15 protein-coding genes are annotated in these 16,753 nt (G+C 35.7%); all 15 read left to right on the forward strand.

Annotated elements, in window-relative coordinates:
• The first annotated feature begins 68 nt into the window (after positions 1-68).
• The 15 genes from AC4PHM_RS00435 to AC4PHM_RS00505 all read left to right on the forward strand — a co-directional run bounded on the left by AC4PHM_RS00435 (position 69) and on the right by AC4PHM_RS00505 (position 16,748).
• Complete coding sequence (locus tag AC4PHM_RS00435; RefSeq protein ID WP_492018936.1) at positions 69-1,226, forward strand: recombinase family protein; 1,158 nt, start codon at positions 69-71, stop codon at positions 1,224-1,226.
• Positions 1,144-2,667 (forward strand): recombinase family protein, encoded by a 1,524-nt coding sequence (locus AC4PHM_RS00440; RefSeq protein ID WP_492018938.1) that lies wholly within the window; start codon positions 1,144-1,146, stop codon positions 2,665-2,667. Before AC4PHM_RS00435 ends, AC4PHM_RS00440 begins: the two co-directional genes overlap by 83 nt.
• An 849-nt stretch (positions 2,668-3,516) precedes the next feature.
• Complete coding sequence (locus tag AC4PHM_RS00445) at positions 3,517-4,287, forward strand: IclR family transcriptional regulator (RefSeq protein WP_492018939.1); 771 nt, start codon at positions 3,517-3,519, stop codon at positions 4,285-4,287.
• Between the two features lie 64 nt (positions 4,288-4,351).
• Entirely contained in the window at positions 4,352-5,146 is a 795-nt protein-coding gene (locus tag AC4PHM_RS00450) for a beta/alpha barrel domain-containing protein (protein WP_492018940.1), read from the forward strand.
• 14 nt (positions 5,147-5,160) lie between these two features.
• Positions 5,161-6,060, forward strand: coding sequence for a molybdopterin-binding protein (locus tag AC4PHM_RS00455; protein WP_492018941.1), 900 nt, complete (start codon positions 5,161-5,163; stop codon positions 6,058-6,060).
• Between the two features lie 52 nt (positions 6,061-6,112).
• Positions 6,113-6,886 (forward strand): 2-keto-4-pentenoate hydratase, encoded by a 774-nt coding sequence (locus tag AC4PHM_RS00460; protein ID WP_492018942.1) that lies wholly within the window; start codon positions 6,113-6,115, stop codon positions 6,884-6,886.
• 101 nt (positions 6,887-6,987) lie between these two features.
• A complete protein-coding gene (locus AC4PHM_RS00465) occupies positions 6,988-7,857 on the forward strand; it encodes an acetaldehyde dehydrogenase (acetylating) (RefSeq protein ID WP_492018943.1) in 870 nt (289 codons plus the stop codon).
• Positions 7,858-8,880 (forward strand): 4-hydroxy-2-oxovalerate aldolase, encoded by a 1,023-nt coding sequence (dmpG, locus tag AC4PHM_RS00470; protein ID WP_492018944.1) that lies wholly within the window; start codon positions 7,858-7,860, stop codon positions 8,878-8,880. It abuts the gene before it with no gap.
• Between the two features lie 5 nt (positions 8,881-8,885).
• The gene (locus AC4PHM_RS00475) at positions 8,886-9,515 is read left to right on the forward strand and encodes a 4Fe-4S binding protein (protein WP_492018945.1); all 630 of its coding nucleotides are present in this window, start codon (positions 8,886-8,888) and stop codon (positions 9,513-9,515) included.
• On the forward strand, positions 9,512-10,963 hold the full coding sequence (locus AC4PHM_RS00480) for a hypothetical protein (protein ID WP_492018946.1): 1,452 nt from the start codon (positions 9,512-9,514) through the stop codon (positions 10,961-10,963). The genes AC4PHM_RS00475 and AC4PHM_RS00480 overlap by 4 nt, the downstream gene beginning before the upstream one ends.
• A 106-nt stretch (positions 10,964-11,069) precedes the next feature.
• Positions 11,070-12,110: a TRAP transporter substrate-binding protein gene (locus tag AC4PHM_RS00485; RefSeq protein WP_492018947.1), complete on the forward strand. Its 1,041-nt coding sequence runs from the start codon at positions 11,070-11,072 to the stop codon at positions 12,108-12,110.
• A gap of 87 nt (positions 12,111-12,197) precedes the next feature.
• Positions 12,198-12,722, forward strand: a complete 525-nt coding sequence (locus tag AC4PHM_RS00490; protein ID WP_492018948.1) for a TRAP transporter small permease — start codon at positions 12,198-12,200, stop codon at positions 12,720-12,722.
• Complete coding sequence (locus AC4PHM_RS00495) at positions 12,719-13,999, forward strand: TRAP transporter large permease (protein WP_492018949.1); 1,281 nt, start codon at positions 12,719-12,721, stop codon at positions 13,997-13,999. Before AC4PHM_RS00490 ends, AC4PHM_RS00495 begins: the two co-directional genes overlap by 4 nt.
• Positions 14,000-14,105: 106 nt before the next feature.
• Positions 14,106-15,257: an iron-containing alcohol dehydrogenase gene (locus AC4PHM_RS00500; RefSeq protein ID WP_492018950.1), complete on the forward strand. Its 1,152-nt coding sequence runs from the start codon at positions 14,106-14,108 to the stop codon at positions 15,255-15,257.
• A 123-nt stretch (positions 15,258-15,380) separates the two neighbouring features.
• Complete coding sequence (locus AC4PHM_RS00505; protein WP_492018951.1) at positions 15,381-16,748, forward strand: UbiD family decarboxylase; 1,368 nt, start codon at positions 15,381-15,383, stop codon at positions 16,746-16,748.
• Positions 16,749-16,753: the final 5 nt, after the last annotated feature.

Genomic DNA, 16,753 nt, shown 5'->3' on the forward strand with positions numbered 1-16,753 from the left:
AGTCCCATTGGAGGCGGTGATAAGTCATTACGAAATCCATCGTTGAAATTTCAAGAAAGAAATTACTCATGCCGCTTCCGAAACGAACGAGAGTTTGTGCTTATGTTCGCGTTTCGACCGGACATGATCCACAGCTTAAGTCCCTCGAGAACCAGACCGAATACTATAACAATAAATTCTCACGCTCGCCGTACTACTTTTTTGCCGGAGTGTTTTCAGATGCTGGCATTTCAGGAAGTAGATCAAACCGCCCAGGTTTTCAAGAAATGCTCACTCGGGCAAGAGCCGGCGAGATTGATCTGATCTTCACGAAATCCATATCGCGCTTTGCTCGAAGTACCTTGATGCTTCTTGAGGTAGTACGTGAACTGAGAGATATCGGTGTTGGCGTGATTTTCGAAGAACAAAACATTAACACCCTAAGCTCAGAAGGGGAGATGATGCTGACGATCCTCGTAGCCATTGCAGAAGAAGAACGAAAGGCGGTACGATCAAACGTCGCATGGGCCATGCAGAATAAATTTAAGCGTGGAGAGGTTCTGGTTGATACCAATCGTCTACTTGGCTATGACAAGGATGAAAATGGGTGTCTTGTTATCAACGAAGATGAGGCAGAAATTGTAAGGCTGATCTTTAAACTTTACCTGCAGGGCCTATCCGGCCTTAAAATAGCAAAAATGCTAAACGATGAAGGCATCCCAAGTTACCTAGGGAATCCGTGGATAAAAAACAGAATTTATAGCATCCTCGGCAATGAAAAATATGTCGGAGATATGCTGCAGCAAAAGGGCTATGTCAAAGAGTCAGGTCTTCAGGTACTTAACTGGGGGCAGATGCCAAAGTACTTTGTGAAGGATTCCCATCCTGGCATCATCTCAAGAGAAGATTGGGATAAGGTTCAGGAAGCAAGGAAGAAGCGAAGACGAAAGGAATATCCACTGACCAGCATGATCAAATGTCCATACTGTGGGGCGTCACTGACGCACTGTCCGGATTATAAGAATAGGGCATTTTGGCACTGCCATAACTACTTAAGTAAAGGAAAATCATTTTGTAAAGGCATTAACATCTGGGACTCAGATCTTCAGGAACTGACGAAAGATTTAATTTTAACTGAGCCATTAGTGCTTCTGGAGGTGGATCATGAAGAAGGTAGAAATATCAGCGCCAAAAAAAGTTTCCGTCTTATACCCACTTCAGAGTATCGCAGGTCCTACGGACTATAAGAAAAAAACCATCAGAGTCGCTGCCTATTGCCGCGTATCGACGGGAAGTGAAGTTCAGCTGGTCAGCTACCGGGCGCAGGTTAAGTACTACGAGTTCTACATTCGTGAAAGACCGGAATACATCTTTTCTGGGATTTATGCCGATGAAGGGATATCTGGAACGGATCTTAATAAACGCGATGAATTTAAACAAATGATGCAGGACGCACGGGACTTTAAATTTGACATGATCATCACAAAAAGCCTGTCACGTTTTGGTCGCAATACCCTGGACTGTCTAAACTGCCTTCGAGAGCTGAAGAGCCTCGGCATTGATGTGTTCTTTGAAAGCGAGAATTTTCGTCTACTTGGGACGAACAGTGAACTCCTCATTTCGCTTATGTCAGCCTTTCATCAGGCAGAAAGTGAAAACCTCTCGGAAAATGTCAAGTGGGGCATTCATAAGAAGTATGCTGCAGGTAATATCAGGAGCATCCCAAGTGGTAAATTCCTCGGATACGCTAAGGATAAACATGGCGATCTGGTGATTAATGAAGATCAGGCAGAACTGGTTAGACGAATTTATCAGGAGTTTCTTGATGGCTACAGTCCTTACCATATTGCTAAACGCTTTACGAATGAGTCACTTCCAATGGCTTACGGTGGTAAGCAGTGGTGCGTGAGTCATATCACTAAGGTACTAAAAAATGAAAAGTTCAAGGGGGACACCATGTTTCAGAAGACCTTTAATACCTGCTACCTAACGAAAAAACGCGCGAAGAATAAGGGCGAACTGAATAAGTATTATCTTGAAAATTCGCATCCAGCCATCATTGATAAAGAGACTTGGGAACTTGTGCAACTAGAGTTCGCACGGCGTGATGAATTTCTGAAAATCCATAATCTGAAGTATTATCATAGTCAGGGACTAAATCCTTTTGAAAACAAAATTTTCTGCGGGACATGTGGTTCAGCTTATTGTCGATATGAATCAAATAGAGTCGGTGAAAATAATAGACCATATCTGAGGTGTAAGAGTTTCATCGGAAAAAAATGGTCTGAAATTGAAGGGCGGATGTTCACGCCTAAGCCGCTACACCGAAAATCCATGAAGGCCTATAATATTAACAGAAGAAAAGATCCACTACCACGACAGATGTACTGTACGGATATTCAGATTGATGTCGATAGTCCAGCAAAAGCATTCATTACCGCCTGGAACTACATGGTGGAGAATAAAGTGGATTTCGAGACTGAGTGGAAAAGTATCATGGAATGGGGGGATAAGTTACTGGCATACCGGGCTAAGGAGTTGATGAGACTGGTAGAGGAAATTGGGTTAATTGAAGAGGCTGCGTATGAACTTGTAATTAAGACCCTTTCGCATATGGAGGTGGGTGCTGATGGCGAGATTAACGTGATATTTCTCTCGGGAATTGGATTAGAGGTAGTAACTAAATAAATCTTAAAGGAGTTGATGCTGGTAACGGTTAGGATGATCCTTAATACCTTGATTAACTAATTGACCTGTTAAAAACTACCTATAAAAGACGAGGAGAGTTGTTATGAACGCGACAGCTAACGTAAGAAAAATTGACGAAATAGCCAGTGAGACCCTTAGAGTTTATGACACCGCGCAAAAGGATGGATTCGAACTGATCCCCGAGGGAGATTCGATTATCATACGAAGGTGCACTACAGCTTGCGCACTTTGTAACGCGACTAGGAACACAAAGCATTATAGTGGGAAGTTGATATGTCAGGACTGCATTGACGTGATTAAGGAGATAGCAGGACAATGAGGTAGTAGTGAATGGTAGATGTAAAGGTGCTGATTCTAAGTGGAACTGGGTATGAAGTGACGACGCCTTAAATGTTGATTTAGTGATTGGTTATAATCGTGCAAAATAAAAAAAGCACCGCTATGCATTGATCTTTCCTTTAGGAGAGAGATCGCACAGTGGTGCTTTTCTATTTTGCTTTAGTTCCAATCAATAAACGGAATTGTAACACTGACAAAACATGATAGAAAAAGTTGTTGTTCCTGGACATTGTCAATGAGCAAGGGAAGGGCATAAATGTGGTCGAAAATAATATTGCATTAGAATTCATAGAATAATATGTGCAGGATGAGAGTAAATTATTTCAATTATAATAGTTATTGAGAAGATATACTGCATAGTACATTAGAATATTTTATCTGTTAATTGCTTTAGTAAATAACATGTGGTAATATAAAAACATAAAATCAGAATATTCAGAACGCGGTTCGTTAATAACGAATCAACCAAAGACTGAAAAGAGTGATATAGTGGCCAATAAGAATGGTGTTATTGTTCAATCTGTACAAAGATCATTAAAAATTTTAAAACTATTTGAAGAGAATGGACAATTGAGTTTAAATGATATTTCAGAATATATGGAATTAAGTAAAAGTACGGTGTATGGGTTAGTTAATACTTTAGTATATGAAGATTTTTTAGAACAAAATGACGAGACAAAAAAATACAAGTTAGGCATTAAGAATTTCGAACTGGGAAATTATTATCAAAAGAGATTAGACATTAGGAAAGAATTGAGACCGTTAATCGAAAATTTAGTCGAACAATTCCATGAAACTGTTCATTTAGCTAGATATTATCACGGTGAAGTTATTTACATTGATAAAGTTGAAGGATCCGATTTCAGCATTGTCTCATCAAAGATTGCCCAAAGAGCACCAATGCATTGTACAGGTGTTGGAAAAGTTCAACTTGCTCACTTGCCTGACGAATATTTGGAAGATTATATTTTTTCAAAGCCACTAAAGAAGTACACTGATAAGACTATTACTACGAGGGAGTTATTAAAAAATGAACTTGTGAATATTAGGAATTCTGGGTATGCGTTTGATAATGAAGAAATTGAAGTTGGTTTACGTTGTGTCGCAGTGGCAATATTAGGACATGATGGAAAACCAATGGCAGCAGTCAGCATTTCAGCTCCTACAGGCAGGATGTCTGATAGTAAAAGGTTAGAGATAATTGAGGTTTTATTGAAATATTCGAAGAGTATTTCTAAACAGTTCGGTTATGTTGAATAATTTTTTTAATCATTCTTACGAATCGCGTTCGTCAATAACGAATATTTAATGGGTGAGGTAGACTATGGAAGATATAAGAGATTTAATTTTTCGGAATATTCTCAATAATAAATTTTGTGCTGTTATAACTTCTGAAAGTTGTGGAATATTTTCTGGTGAAAAGGAAGTAATTAAACAGGCAGAAGAAATTGGTATATCACTCGAGTTGAATTTTCATGATGGTCAATTTATTGAGGCTGGAGATGTAATTGGGAGTATTTTTGGTACACCAAAAAAAATTGCATTAGCTGAAGAGAAAATGTTAGGTTGCATTGCAAAATATTCAGGAATTGCTACAGCTGCTAAGAATGCCGTTGAAACTGCAAATAAAAAAGTTAGAATTGTCGCCGGATCGTGGAAAAAGATGCCGCCAGAAATAAAAGATGGGGTTAGAAAAGCCATACTTGATGGTGGAGCATCTTTCAGAATTTGTGATACTCCCATGATATATCTTGATAAAAATTATATTCAAATGTTAGGATCGATTGAAAATGCACTTAACTCAGTAAGGGATTTGAAAGACTTTACAAAAGTTGTACAAATTAAAGGTCGAATACTTACAGTTGAAGAAGAAAGTAGAATAGCCCTAGAAAATGGTTGTGGAATTTTAATGGTAGATACAGGTCAAGTTAATGATTTAAAAAAGTGTATTGATGTAGCTATTAGTTTAGGATATAGAAATCAAATAAAAATTGCATTTGCGGGGAATGTAAAGATTGAAAATATAACAAGTATTTTAAATTATGATATCGATATTCTTTGCATTGGCAAAGACATAGTTGATGCAAAATTACTTGATGTTAAACTGGATGTCCAATGAAAGAGGGTAGTGAATTGGATTTAAATCTTTTACAAAAAACTGAATTGTGGATTAACAATATTAAATTGAATAACGTAAATTTGAATCATCTTGGCAAAGTAGTATCCGACATTCTAAAAATTGATAATCAAAAAGTTCTCGTTGTAGATGTCAGACAGAATCATTTAACTCTAGATATCCTTGAAGAAAATATTAATCAAGAAAATATTATTGGCAAAGAAGTAGAAATCATAAAAGCTTTAAGAAATATAGAAGGAGTAGTAGTCAGCGATGATACATACATACATTCTAATGGAATTTTGGGCACAATTTGCTTAAAAGAAGATGACTATACAGATATCTTAAATAATATTAATGAAATGAGTAATGAAATTCAAAATAATATTACAAAGCGCGCAATCATATTTCCAACCGGGTTTGAAGTTAAGAATAAGCAAATTGAAGACACAAATTCACCTTTTATCAAAGAGGAATTAGAAAAAGTAGGATATAAAGTATTAATTGGCCAAGTGATCGAAGATGATATTGATATTGCCACATATAAATTATCCGACGCAATTTCACAAGGGTATGGCTTAATAATAACAACTGGGGGGGTTGGGGCAGAAGATAAGGATTTTAGTATAGAGGCATTATTGAATGTTGATGGACAAGCAGCAATTGAATATGTTGTAAAATTTACAAAGGGAACAGGGAGGCATGTAAAAGATGGGGTCAGAATTGGTGTAGGCAGTATTGGAATATCAAAAATTATTGCTTTACCTGGACCAAATGACGAAGTGAAGATTGTATTGCCGACAATTATTGAAAATTTAATGAATAACAGTTCAAAAGAAATCCTGGCTAATAGAATTGCTAATATTTTATCGCGAAAATATATCCACTCCAGAAATTACCACCATAATACAAATTGATTTCGATAACATTCAAATGAAAACATAGAGTCTTGATTGAAAGGTGAGTTGAATGGATTATAAAAAAATTGCAGAATTACTTTCTGATGCTGGAAATAAGTGCTATCAAATTGAGCCACTAACTAATACGTATCCTAATATTTCTGTTGAAGATGCATACAGGATTCAATTGGAAGGTGTTGCTTTAAAGCGGGCACTAGGGGAAAAGATAATTGGACTAAAGGTTGGTTTAACTAGCAAAGCTGTACAAAAAATGCTTGGTGTAAATGAACCTGATTATGGACATTTGACTGACAGAATGTTAATTCAAGAAGGTCAAGTATGTAAAATCAATAATTTAATTCAACCAAAAGCAGAAGGTGAGTTAGCATTTTGTTTAAAAGACACTTTAAAAGGACCAGGTGTAACTGTTGCAGATGTCTATAATGCTACAAGTTACGTTGTACCCGCAATAGAAATCGTTGATAGTAGGATATCAAACTGGAAAATCAAACTTGAAGACACAATTTCAGACAACGGATCAAGTGCGATGTTTGTTCTAGGAAGTCGATTCACACCAATAGATCAAATCGATATGCGTTTGATTGGTATGAATTTTGAAAAAAACGGTGAATTAATCGCTAGTGGAACAGGTGCAGAGGTCTGGGGGAACCCAGCTGCAGCAGTTGCTTGGCTAGCGAATAAACTTTCAGAATTTGATATTGAATTAAACGCAGGCAGCATTATTATGTCAGGATCATTTACTGCGATGTCAAGCGTGGTAGCTGGAGATATTGTTACAATTAGCTTTGCCGGAATGGGGAGTCTTTCTTTAAAATTTGAATAATCAATTTGCAATTCGTGATATGTGATAAATTTATCAAAAAATACTTTATCGAATATAATTTCCATAATAGATAAATGGAAATTTAAATGTGAGGAGAAAATATGAAAAAGATAAAAGCCGCAATTATTGGACCTGGCAATATTGGTACCGATTTACTAATTAAATTAAGTAGAAGTAACTATATTGAAGTTGATTATGTAGTTGGAAGAAAAGAATCAGATGGAATAAAGACAGCAAGAAAATTTGGTGTTGAGACAACTATAAACGGAATAGATGATTTGCTTAAACGAGATGGAATAGAAATTGTGTTTGATTGTACGGGCGCTCAGGCTCATTTATATCATGCTCCATTGTTGAAAGAGAAGGGAATATTTACACTTGATTTGACACCAGCTGCAGTTGGGCCGTACGTTGTACCATCTGTCAATTTAAATGAAGAAGTTTTAAGAGAAATGAATGTAAATCTGGTTACGTGCGGAGGTCAGGCAACGGTGCCTATCGTTGCAGCAATAAACGATGCAGCCGATGTTGAGTATGCTGAAGTTATATCTTCAATAAGTAGTAAAAGCGCAGGACCTGGTACACGCCAGAATATTGACGAATTTACAGAAACAACAAGAAAAGCTATCGAAAAAATTGGGGGAGCGGATAAAGCTAAAGTTATTATAATTCTTAATCCAGCGGAACCACCAATATACATGAGAAATACAATTTATGCTAAAGTTAAGAATCCTGATATTAACGCGATTAAGAAATCAGTAGATCAGATGATAGAAAAAATTAAACAATATGTACCAGGTTATACATATCTGCTTGAGCCAATTATCAATGATGATATTGTGACAGTAATGATACAAGTTGAAGGATTGGGTGATTTTCTGCCCAAGTATGCAGGCAACCTAGATATTATAAATAGTGCTTCAGTAAACATTGCAGAAGAATATGCATGTAAAGTGTTAGGGGTGAAATAGATGAGAAAAGTAATTATTACAGATACAACTTTAAGGGATGGAAGTCATTCCGTATCACATCAATTTAATTTAGAAGACATGAAAAATGTTGCGTTAGCTCTTGAAAAAGCAGGCGTTGATATTATTGAGTTAGGCCATGGAGATGGACTAACTGGTAGTTCTATTAATTATGGCTTCGCTCTATATAAGGATTTGGAATATATTAAAGCCGTTTCATCAGTATTAACAAAGTCAAAACTTGCTGTTTTGTTACTCCCAGGGATTGGAACAATTCATGATCTTGAAAAGGCTAGAGATGCTGGAGCAAATGTAGTTAGGATTGCTACACATGTAACAGAAGCAGATGTGTCCGAACAGCATATTAAGGCATCTAAAAAAATGGGCTTATTTACAGTTGGTTTCTTAATGATGTCACATATGGCATCAAAAGAAATTATTCTACAAGAGGCAAAGAAAATGGAATCGTACGGTGCAGATGTCGTATACATGACAGATTCTTCAGGAGCGATGCTTCCAGATGAAGTATTTGAAAATATAGCACACCTAAAAAATAATTTAAGTATTCCTATCGGGCATCATTCTCATAACAATATTGGAATGGCAGTTGCAAACAGTATAAGTGCCTATAAAGCTGGTGCTGACTATATTGATGGCTCACTGATTGGATTAGGAGCTGGAGCAGGTAATTGCCCTACTGAGATGTTGATTGCAGTCCTAAACAAATTAAAAATTGAACATAATGTTGATTTATACAAGATTATAGATGCTGGAGACGATGTGTTAAAACCAATAATTATCGGCAGAGGAAGAGAACTGCCTAGGTTTAACTCTGATTCATTAATGGTTGGGTACGCGGGTGTTTATTCTAGTTTCATGCTTCATGCAAAGCGAGCAGCACAAAGGTTTGGAGTAGATACAAGAGATATTCTCATTGAATTGGGTAGGAAAAAAGCTGTTGGGGGGCAAGAAGACTGGATTATTGAAGTTGCTCATAATCTTGCTAAAGAAAAGATTGGGGGTTAAGTGCAATGAAAAAAGTAACGATGCTTTCATGTGTCGATAGTGATTTATGCATTGGCTGTAAAATATGTGAAAAAGTATGCCCCGTATTAGCAATAAAAGTGATAAATAAAAAGGCAGTTGTTATTAGCGATAGATGTAGAGGTTGCTCAAATTGCGCTGAAAGATGCCCAAAGTACGCAATAAAAATGACTAAAAGGATGAATCCAATCACAATAGGTATCGATGTTTGTGACTTTGATAATGAAAAAATTAGAGACTTGTGTCTCAAAGCACATTTTAATCCTGAACAAATTTTGTGCTATTGTGTTGGAACTAGAGCCGATGAAGTGGCTGCTGCGATTTTGTCAGGTGCAAAATCACCTGAAGAAATCTCGCTAATTACAGGCATTCGGACTGGCTGTACGATAGAGTGTATCCAGCCATTACTCAGAATGATAGAAGCAGCTGGGATTGAACTTGAACCTGTACCAAATGGGTGGCAATGGTATGGAACAACAGTAACTGCATGGGATATTTCAGAAAATGTTAAAGAGAAATATAACAGTCGTGGTTTTTATTTTGAAGAAGATAAAGAACTTCTAGATAAAATTGTTCACATAAAAACGGATAGTTGTGAAGAAGGTGAAATAAAATGATGAGGAAGCCAATTATTCCTATAGAACCAAAGGAATCACAATATGGTGTTGACCCTATTTTGGTTAAAAAGCGTGTTGCAGAAATGAAAAATATGGTGTCTTTAGAATTGAAAGATTTATTTCCTGATCTGCCTCCTGTAATTTATCCTGGTGGTGATGATGCAATTGAAAATGTTCGTAAAGCATCAAGGGAAGCACTATATAAAGTTGATATGAGTATGATCAAGTCTAATCATACAGTAAATGTTCTTGCATCACATCATGGATTTACCTTGTTAGGAGGTATTCCATATGCTGAATTATTAAAAATTGTCAAAGATGTAATAATTGAAAGGACTGGATGCAGGAATATTAGGCTCCGAGCTGGCGTTGGAATGCGATTCAGGGAAACTGAAGAATATATAAAGAGATATGGTCTAGATGAGCATTATCAGGGCCATGCTATTGGAATAGCACCTATTGACGAGGGCATTGCGATTGAGACAGAAGTTGGAACATTATATGGTTTGAAAAAAGCATATGATGCTGATTGGATTGTGCATACTCACCATACTGATGTTAGAGAAGTACATTTTCATCGACAAGTAGACAAGGCAGTAAAACCATTTGGCATGTCTTACGCTCGGATTGAAACGAGAAGTACTTACCATCAAAATTTGGGCCCGCGAGCTGCAAATTTTACTGCTAGAGCAATTTTTGAATCCGACTTTGTACAAAAGAAATTCGCATTTGCAGCCTTTCTAAATGTAGGGCCACATGGAATGATCGATGTTGATGCAGATAATGATCTTTATGCTGTAAATGACAGAGCTACATTTATTGGTTGTCAGCTTTACGGGAAGATAATGACATTATTTGGAGAAATAGATGAATGCATAGCTGTTTTAGATTTTCCGTGTCCAGTACCATATGTATTTGCTGCTGGCGTAATATATGCAAATTTCTGTGGGGCAAATGGTGATCTATACGATTTAAATCAATCATTACCATCATATACTTGGTATACTGAGGCGTTTTACGGAAAAAATGGCAGACCTATTCTTGATTCTATACCGGATATGAATCCTGCAATTAAAATGTGTGTACATAACTATGCTTGGTTAGGTTATCCATCTGCATTCTTCTCAAAATATATACCAACAGTTGTTGTTGGTCAGGAACAGTCAGATTTATTTGATACAGACCCACTTAATCAAGAATATATGGATTATGCTGTTGTTTGTAAAACAACTGATGCTGCAATGGATTTCGCATATAGAACAACAAATACCGATAAAGTTATAATTTTTGATGGTGCAATGGGTGGGATTAATGTTAGCAAATCGCTTGCGGAATTGCTAATTGAAAAAGCGCCATTAGTAAGCGAAAAAGTTGATACTCAATTACTACCAAAGTGGTTAAAACAACGTGGCGTAGACATCTCAATTTTAAATAAATTAGTGAAATAACAAAATCACAATTATTTAAGTCAGTAATTGGGGGGCGGTCTAAACAATAAGTCTAAAAGAGTCCAATTAAGCAATAATACATTAAAAAAAAGGGAGTGGAGAAATTATGAAAAAATTAATCAGCATCGTTCTACTAATTCTATTGTCATTTATAGTATTTTCTGGATGTGCGAAGGAAGAACCTCCTACAACAACACCTGCTCAAGGAAGTGACAGTGCACCTGTAGAAAAAATTTCTCTTCGTGCGGCAAACGTAACCCAAGTTAATCACCCAATGAATAAAGCAGTGGAATTTTTCATAGCAAAAATTCAAGAAAAGAGTGAGGGAAGAATTGAAATCACAAACTATCCAGCCAGACAATTAGGTGATGATCGGGAGCTGTTTGAGCAGGTTCAACAAGGTTCACTTGATATAGCGCTTATTTCAGCAGGACCAGTTGGAAGTACTACAGAACTAGCAGCAGCATTACAATTACCATTTATGTTTGAAAATTGGGACCAATGGCTATCTGTGATGAGTAGTGATGTTACAAAAGATTTATTAAATGAATTTGGACAATTTAACGTCAAAGCTCTTGCAGTATATGACAGTGGATTTAGAAATTTTGTAAGCATTGATACACCGCTTACATCTACAAATGATTTTTCTGGTAAAAAGATCCGTGTCGCTGAAACTCCATTACATATTGGAATATTTAAATCTGTAGGAGCTTCTCCTACACCAATTCCGTATGGTGAGATTTATACAAGCTTACAAAATAAAGTTATAGATGGTTTGGAAATGGATCTACCGGCAGTAGTTATGGAAAAACATTATGAAGTGGCAAAAAATGTAACTCTCTCCAAGCATTTTACATGGCCGGCAATCTTTATGATTAATCAAGAACTCTGGGATACACTATCACCAGAAGATCAACAACTTTTTATTGATTGTGCAAATGAAGTTCTCGCAGAAAATGTTCAATACATCCAAGAACAAGAAAAAGTAGCATTAGAGACATTAGCAGCAAACAATATAACAGTGACTGAGTTAACAGCCGAACAAAAACAAGCGTTTGTTGATGCAACAAAATCTGTAACCGAAGAATATATAGCTAAAAATCCGAAAATTAAAGCTTTTTATGAGTATGCTATAAGCCAAAAATAGATTAATTAGGTTATGTTCAGAATCTATTGAGCAGCGACTATTCTTTTGATAGTTGCTGCTCAATTACACCTGATGGAGGAAACCAATATGAACTACTCAATATCTGAAGTCGGTAATTTGATTGGAAAAGTGTTAGATCGTTTTTCGCGATTGTTATCAAAAGGTACAGTTCTTGTAATGGTTATAACAGTTTTACTACAAGTTTTTATGAGATACTTTCTCAAAAATCCCTTAGTTTGGGGAGACGAGTTATCAAAATACTCATTAGTGTTTATGACATTTATTGGAGCATCAGTCGCTTTAAGAGAACGACAGCTAGCGATAATGGAATTAGTGATAGAAAAATTGCCAAATAAGATTAAAAAATATGTAAAAATTTTCACATACTTGGTATCGTTTGTGCTCTTAGTATTTTTGTTTTATTATTCAGTGGTTTTATTAAATGATAGCAGTGTTGAAGCACAGTTATCTCCTGCACTACAAGTTCCAATGAAATGGATATATTTTAGTATGCCATTAGGACTCGGTATGATGATAATTCAACAACTACTTTTGATTATTAATGAATTTGAAGAAGATAAAAGAAAAATGAAAAGTGGTGAAATTATATGATTATTGCATTTGCGTTTATCTTTTTTTTAATTATTGGTTTGCCAATAGCTTTTGCATTAGGTGCAACTGGTGTAGTGCATGCAATCCTAATGGGTGAAATAAATTTACTAACAATGTTGCCTCAAAGAATGTTTTCAGCAACGAATAGCACTAGTTTAATGGCCATTCCATTGTTTGTGTTAGCAGGAGAATTAATGGGCATTGGCGGAATTACCGAAAAACTTGCCGATATGGCACGATCCTTTATCGGTCATATAAAGGGTGGAATGGCTTATACAACTGTCATAGTAGGTGTTTTTCTTGGTGCATTATTAGGTTCAGCGAATGCTGCAGCTGCATTGATTGGAAGAATTATGAAACCGGAAATGGATAAAGATGGTTATGATGAAGAATTCAGTACTTGTTTGACTGCTGCCACCTCAATTTTAGGACCTATTATTCCACCGAGTATGGTATTTATTGTGTTTGGAGTAACAGCGCAAATTTCAATTGGGGACATGTTTTTTGCAGGAATTGTTCCAGGATTACTCATGGCAATTGCCTTTATGGTATTAATTTTCATAACTGGTAAAAAAGTTGACTCCAATTGGCCGGTTAGAGAGAAAGCAAGTGCTAAAGAAAAAGCAGTTAGTGTTTTAAAGGGTATTCCAGCATTGTTAATACCTGTTATTATACTAGGCGGTATACTTGGTGGAATAACTACACCTACTGAATCAGCCGCAACAGCATCGTTCGTTGCATTTCTTGTAGGTCTTTTCGTGTATAAAAAATTAAAAATTTCGGATATTCCTCCAATTCTAGAAAGAACTTCAATTACAAGTGCTTCAATTATGATAATTGTCGCATTAGCAAATATTTTAGGATGGACCATGGCACTTGACCAGATTCCACAGATGATTGCATCGTTTATGTTATCTTTAACAAATAATCCATACATTTTACTCTTATTAATAAACATTTTCTTATTAATAGTTGGAATGGTAATGGAGACATTTGCTGCAGTAATCATTTTGGTTCCAGTATTACTTCCTGTAGTTACATCAGTAGGTATAGATCCACTTCATTTTGGAATGGTAATGTGCCTAAATTTGACAATTGGACTAATAACTCCACCAGTCGGCGTAGCATTGTTTACTACCGCGTCAGTCACAAAAGTTTCCTTGAATAGGCTAATAAAACCAATATGGAAATGGGTAGGTGTAAGTATTGTTGTATTATTGGTCATAACATATATTCCTGATGTTGTTACATTTTTGCCATATACTTTCTTAAGATAATTAATAATTAGTTCATTATGAAAAATATAGTACAGATTAGTATCTGTATGATTAATTTTGAATATGTTGTATATGACAAATAATATATGATTAGAGGGTGAAATGATTGTATAATTACACATTTAATTTAAATTCCCAGATTATTTTTGGACAGGGTTCAGTTAAAAAAATACCTGACCTGATTAGTAATTTTAAGAGTAAAAACGTTATTGTAGTTACTGATCCAGGCGTTGTAAGTGCCGGTATACTAGATAAATTAACTCAAATAATTAATCAAACTGATTGTAATATTTACATATTTGATAAGGTCGAATCAGATCCAAGCACTAAAATAATTGAAGAAATTTTTAGATATGCAAAACTAAATGAAATTGACTTGATATTAGCAATTGGTGGGGGTAGTCCAATTGATGCATCTAAGGGTGTTAGTTTGCTCTTCAATAACGAAGGAAAATTACAAGATTATGCAGGAGTTAACAAAGTTAAGAATAAAGGAATCCCACTTATTGCAATACCAACTACATCTGGAACAGGTAGCGAGGTAACATGTTTTGCGGTGTTATCTGATTTAGATGCTAATACGAAATTTACAATTACAAGTAACTTAATTGTTCCAGATTTTGCAGTTTTAGATCCTGAACTTACTTTATCACTACCACCAAAATTGACTGCTGCTACTGGTCTAGATGCTTTGACACATGCCATAGAATCATATACTTCTTTAATTAGTCAACCTATTTCTGATGCTTTAGCATTAGAAGCGATGAGTTTGTTGTACAGATATCTGCCAAGAGCAGTAATGAATGGTGGAGATTTAGAAGCAAGAACTAATGTTATGCAAGCAGAACTCATGGCTGGAATTGCATTTAATAATGCTTTTTTAGGACTTAGCCATGCTATAGCTAGTCCTTTAGGTGCTCATTATCACATCCCGCATGGTATCGCAAACGCTATCATGTTGCCATATGTATTAAAGTTTAATTATGTTTCCTCACCTGAAAAATTCATTAAAATTGCTCGCGCATTTGGAATAGATAAAACAAGTAATGACCTTTATGAAGATGCATACGCTGCTGTAGATGCCGTTGAGAAACTAGTTAAGTATTGCGGATTACCAAGCAAACTGAATGAGCTAGGTGTTAAAAAAGAAAAAATTGATCAAATTGCTAAAGATGCTTTGCTTAGTGTGCAGCTAAAATTTAATTGCCGAAGAGCCAGTGAAGAGCAAATTAAAGCAATTCTTGAAGAGGCGCTTTAAAATTAAATAAAGATAAGTAGAAAATGTCATTCTGATACAGTTGATAGCCGCTAGTGCTAACATACAAATGCTAAGTTGTCCGAAAATTACAATAAATGGTAATAACGAAAGAGGAGAAGAATTATGGAATTAAACCTTAGAGATTGGATAGAAGTAATGAAGAAAGAAGGTACTTTAAAATCTGTATCAAAAGAGATAAGTCCAGAATTTGAAATTGCTTGTGTTGGTAAAAAATTGGATCCAGATTATGGAGTAATATTTAACAACGTAAAAGGTTATAAAACTCCTGTGATAACTGGATTAGCGGGCACTAGAAAAATGATGGCAAAATCACTTGATTTGACTTTTGACCAATTGATGGAAAAATTTACCTATGCCTTATCCTCGCCTTTAAAATGTGAGATTGTAGAAAATAAAAATTTGCCGATTAAAGAAAATAAATATTTTGCAGAAGATATTGATATTGAAAAAATTATGCCAGTTTGTATTCACCACGAAAAAGATAGTGGTAAATACATAACTGCAGGTATGCTTATCGTTAAAGACCCAGATACTGGAATTCGAAACGTAGCAATACATAGACATGAAATAAAAGACAGAAATCACGTTGGCGCATTATTACTACCAAGACACACCAATCATATATTTAATAAAGCAGAAAAAAACAATGTGCCTTTAGATGTAGCTATAGTAATTGGTACACATCCTCTTTTATTACTGGCCTCACAAGCAACGACAAAAATTGGTGTAGACGAATTCGAAATTGCTGGTAGTTTGGTCGGATCACCCATAAAAATGGTGAAATGTGAAACCGTTGATATTGAAGTTCCCATTGAAAGTGAGTACATTCTCGAAGGTAAGATGCTCCCAAATGTGAGGATTGATGAGGGCCCTTTTGGAGAATATCCGAGGACGTATGGGCCAATGGGAAAACGGCATAGTATTGAAATCACTTGTATAACTCATAGAAATAATCCGATTTACCATACAATTATTCCTGCATCTATGGAGCATTTGCTATTAGGAGCAATCCCAAGAGAAGCAACAATGTTTCAAATGATTAAACAAGCAGTTCCAAGTGCAATAGGTGTCCATATAACTCCTGCGAGTGGCTGTAGATATCATGTAGTCATATCAATTTCAAAAAAGAATGAGGGAGAAGGTAAAAATGCAATTTTTGCAGCCTTAGCAAGTAGTAGTGAAGTTAAACATGTAGTAGTTGTTGATGAAGATATTGACATCTTTGATTTGAATGATGTAGAATGGGCGATTGCAAACAGAGTACAAGCTAGTGAAGACGTATTTATCATCAAGTCAGCGATGGGTAATAAACTTGATCCGTCCTCAGAAGAGGGTGTAAGTGACAAAATGGGAATAGATGCTACAATTCCATTAGCAGCTGATAGAGAAAGGTATAGAAAAATGTGGATACCTAATTATGATGTAGTTGACATAAACGATTATCTAGATGACGAATCGTCAATATTGTGATATCA

This window comes from Acidaminobacter sp. QWL-03, assembly GCF_058683855.1.

What these genes read in the sequence shown, in the direction of transcription:
- AC4PHM_RS00490 (WP_492018948.1), top strand. Translation starts at nt 12,198, where the DNA reads ATGAACTACTCAATATCTGAAGTCGGTAATTTGATTGGAAAAGTGTTA.
- AC4PHM_RS00440 (WP_492018938.1), top strand. Translation starts at nt 1,144, where the DNA reads ATGAAGAAGGTAGAAATATCAGCGCCAAAAAAAGTTTCCGTCTTATAC.
- AC4PHM_RS00450 (WP_492018940.1), top strand. Translation starts at nt 4,352, where the DNA reads ATGGAAGATATAAGAGATTTAATTTTTCGGAATATTCTCAATAATAAA.
- AC4PHM_RS00475 (WP_492018945.1), top strand. Translation starts at nt 8,886, where the DNA reads ATGAAAAAAGTAACGATGCTTTCATGTGTCGATAGTGATTTATGCATT.
- AC4PHM_RS00485 (WP_492018947.1), top strand. Translation starts at nt 11,070, where the DNA reads ATGAAAAAATTAATCAGCATCGTTCTACTAATTCTATTGTCATTTATA.
- AC4PHM_RS00480 (WP_492018946.1), top strand. Translation starts at nt 9,512, where the DNA reads ATGATGAGGAAGCCAATTATTCCTATAGAACCAAAGGAATCACAATAT.
- AC4PHM_RS00465 (WP_492018943.1), top strand. Translation starts at nt 6,988, where the DNA reads ATGAAAAAGATAAAAGCCGCAATTATTGGACCTGGCAATATTGGTACC.
- AC4PHM_RS00495 (WP_492018949.1), top strand. Translation starts at nt 12,719, where the DNA reads ATGATTATTGCATTTGCGTTTATCTTTTTTTTAATTATTGGTTTGCCA.
- dmpG (WP_492018944.1), top strand. Translation starts at nt 7,858, where the DNA reads ATGAGAAAAGTAATTATTACAGATACAACTTTAAGGGATGGAAGTCAT.
- AC4PHM_RS00460 (WP_492018942.1), top strand. Translation starts at nt 6,113, where the DNA reads ATGGATTATAAAAAAATTGCAGAATTACTTTCTGATGCTGGAAATAAG.
- AC4PHM_RS00435 (WP_492018936.1), top strand. Translation starts at nt 69, where the DNA reads ATGCCGCTTCCGAAACGAACGAGAGTTTGTGCTTATGTTCGCGTTTCG.
- AC4PHM_RS00505 (WP_492018951.1), top strand. Translation starts at nt 15,381, where the DNA reads ATGGAATTAAACCTTAGAGATTGGATAGAAGTAATGAAGAAAGAAGGT.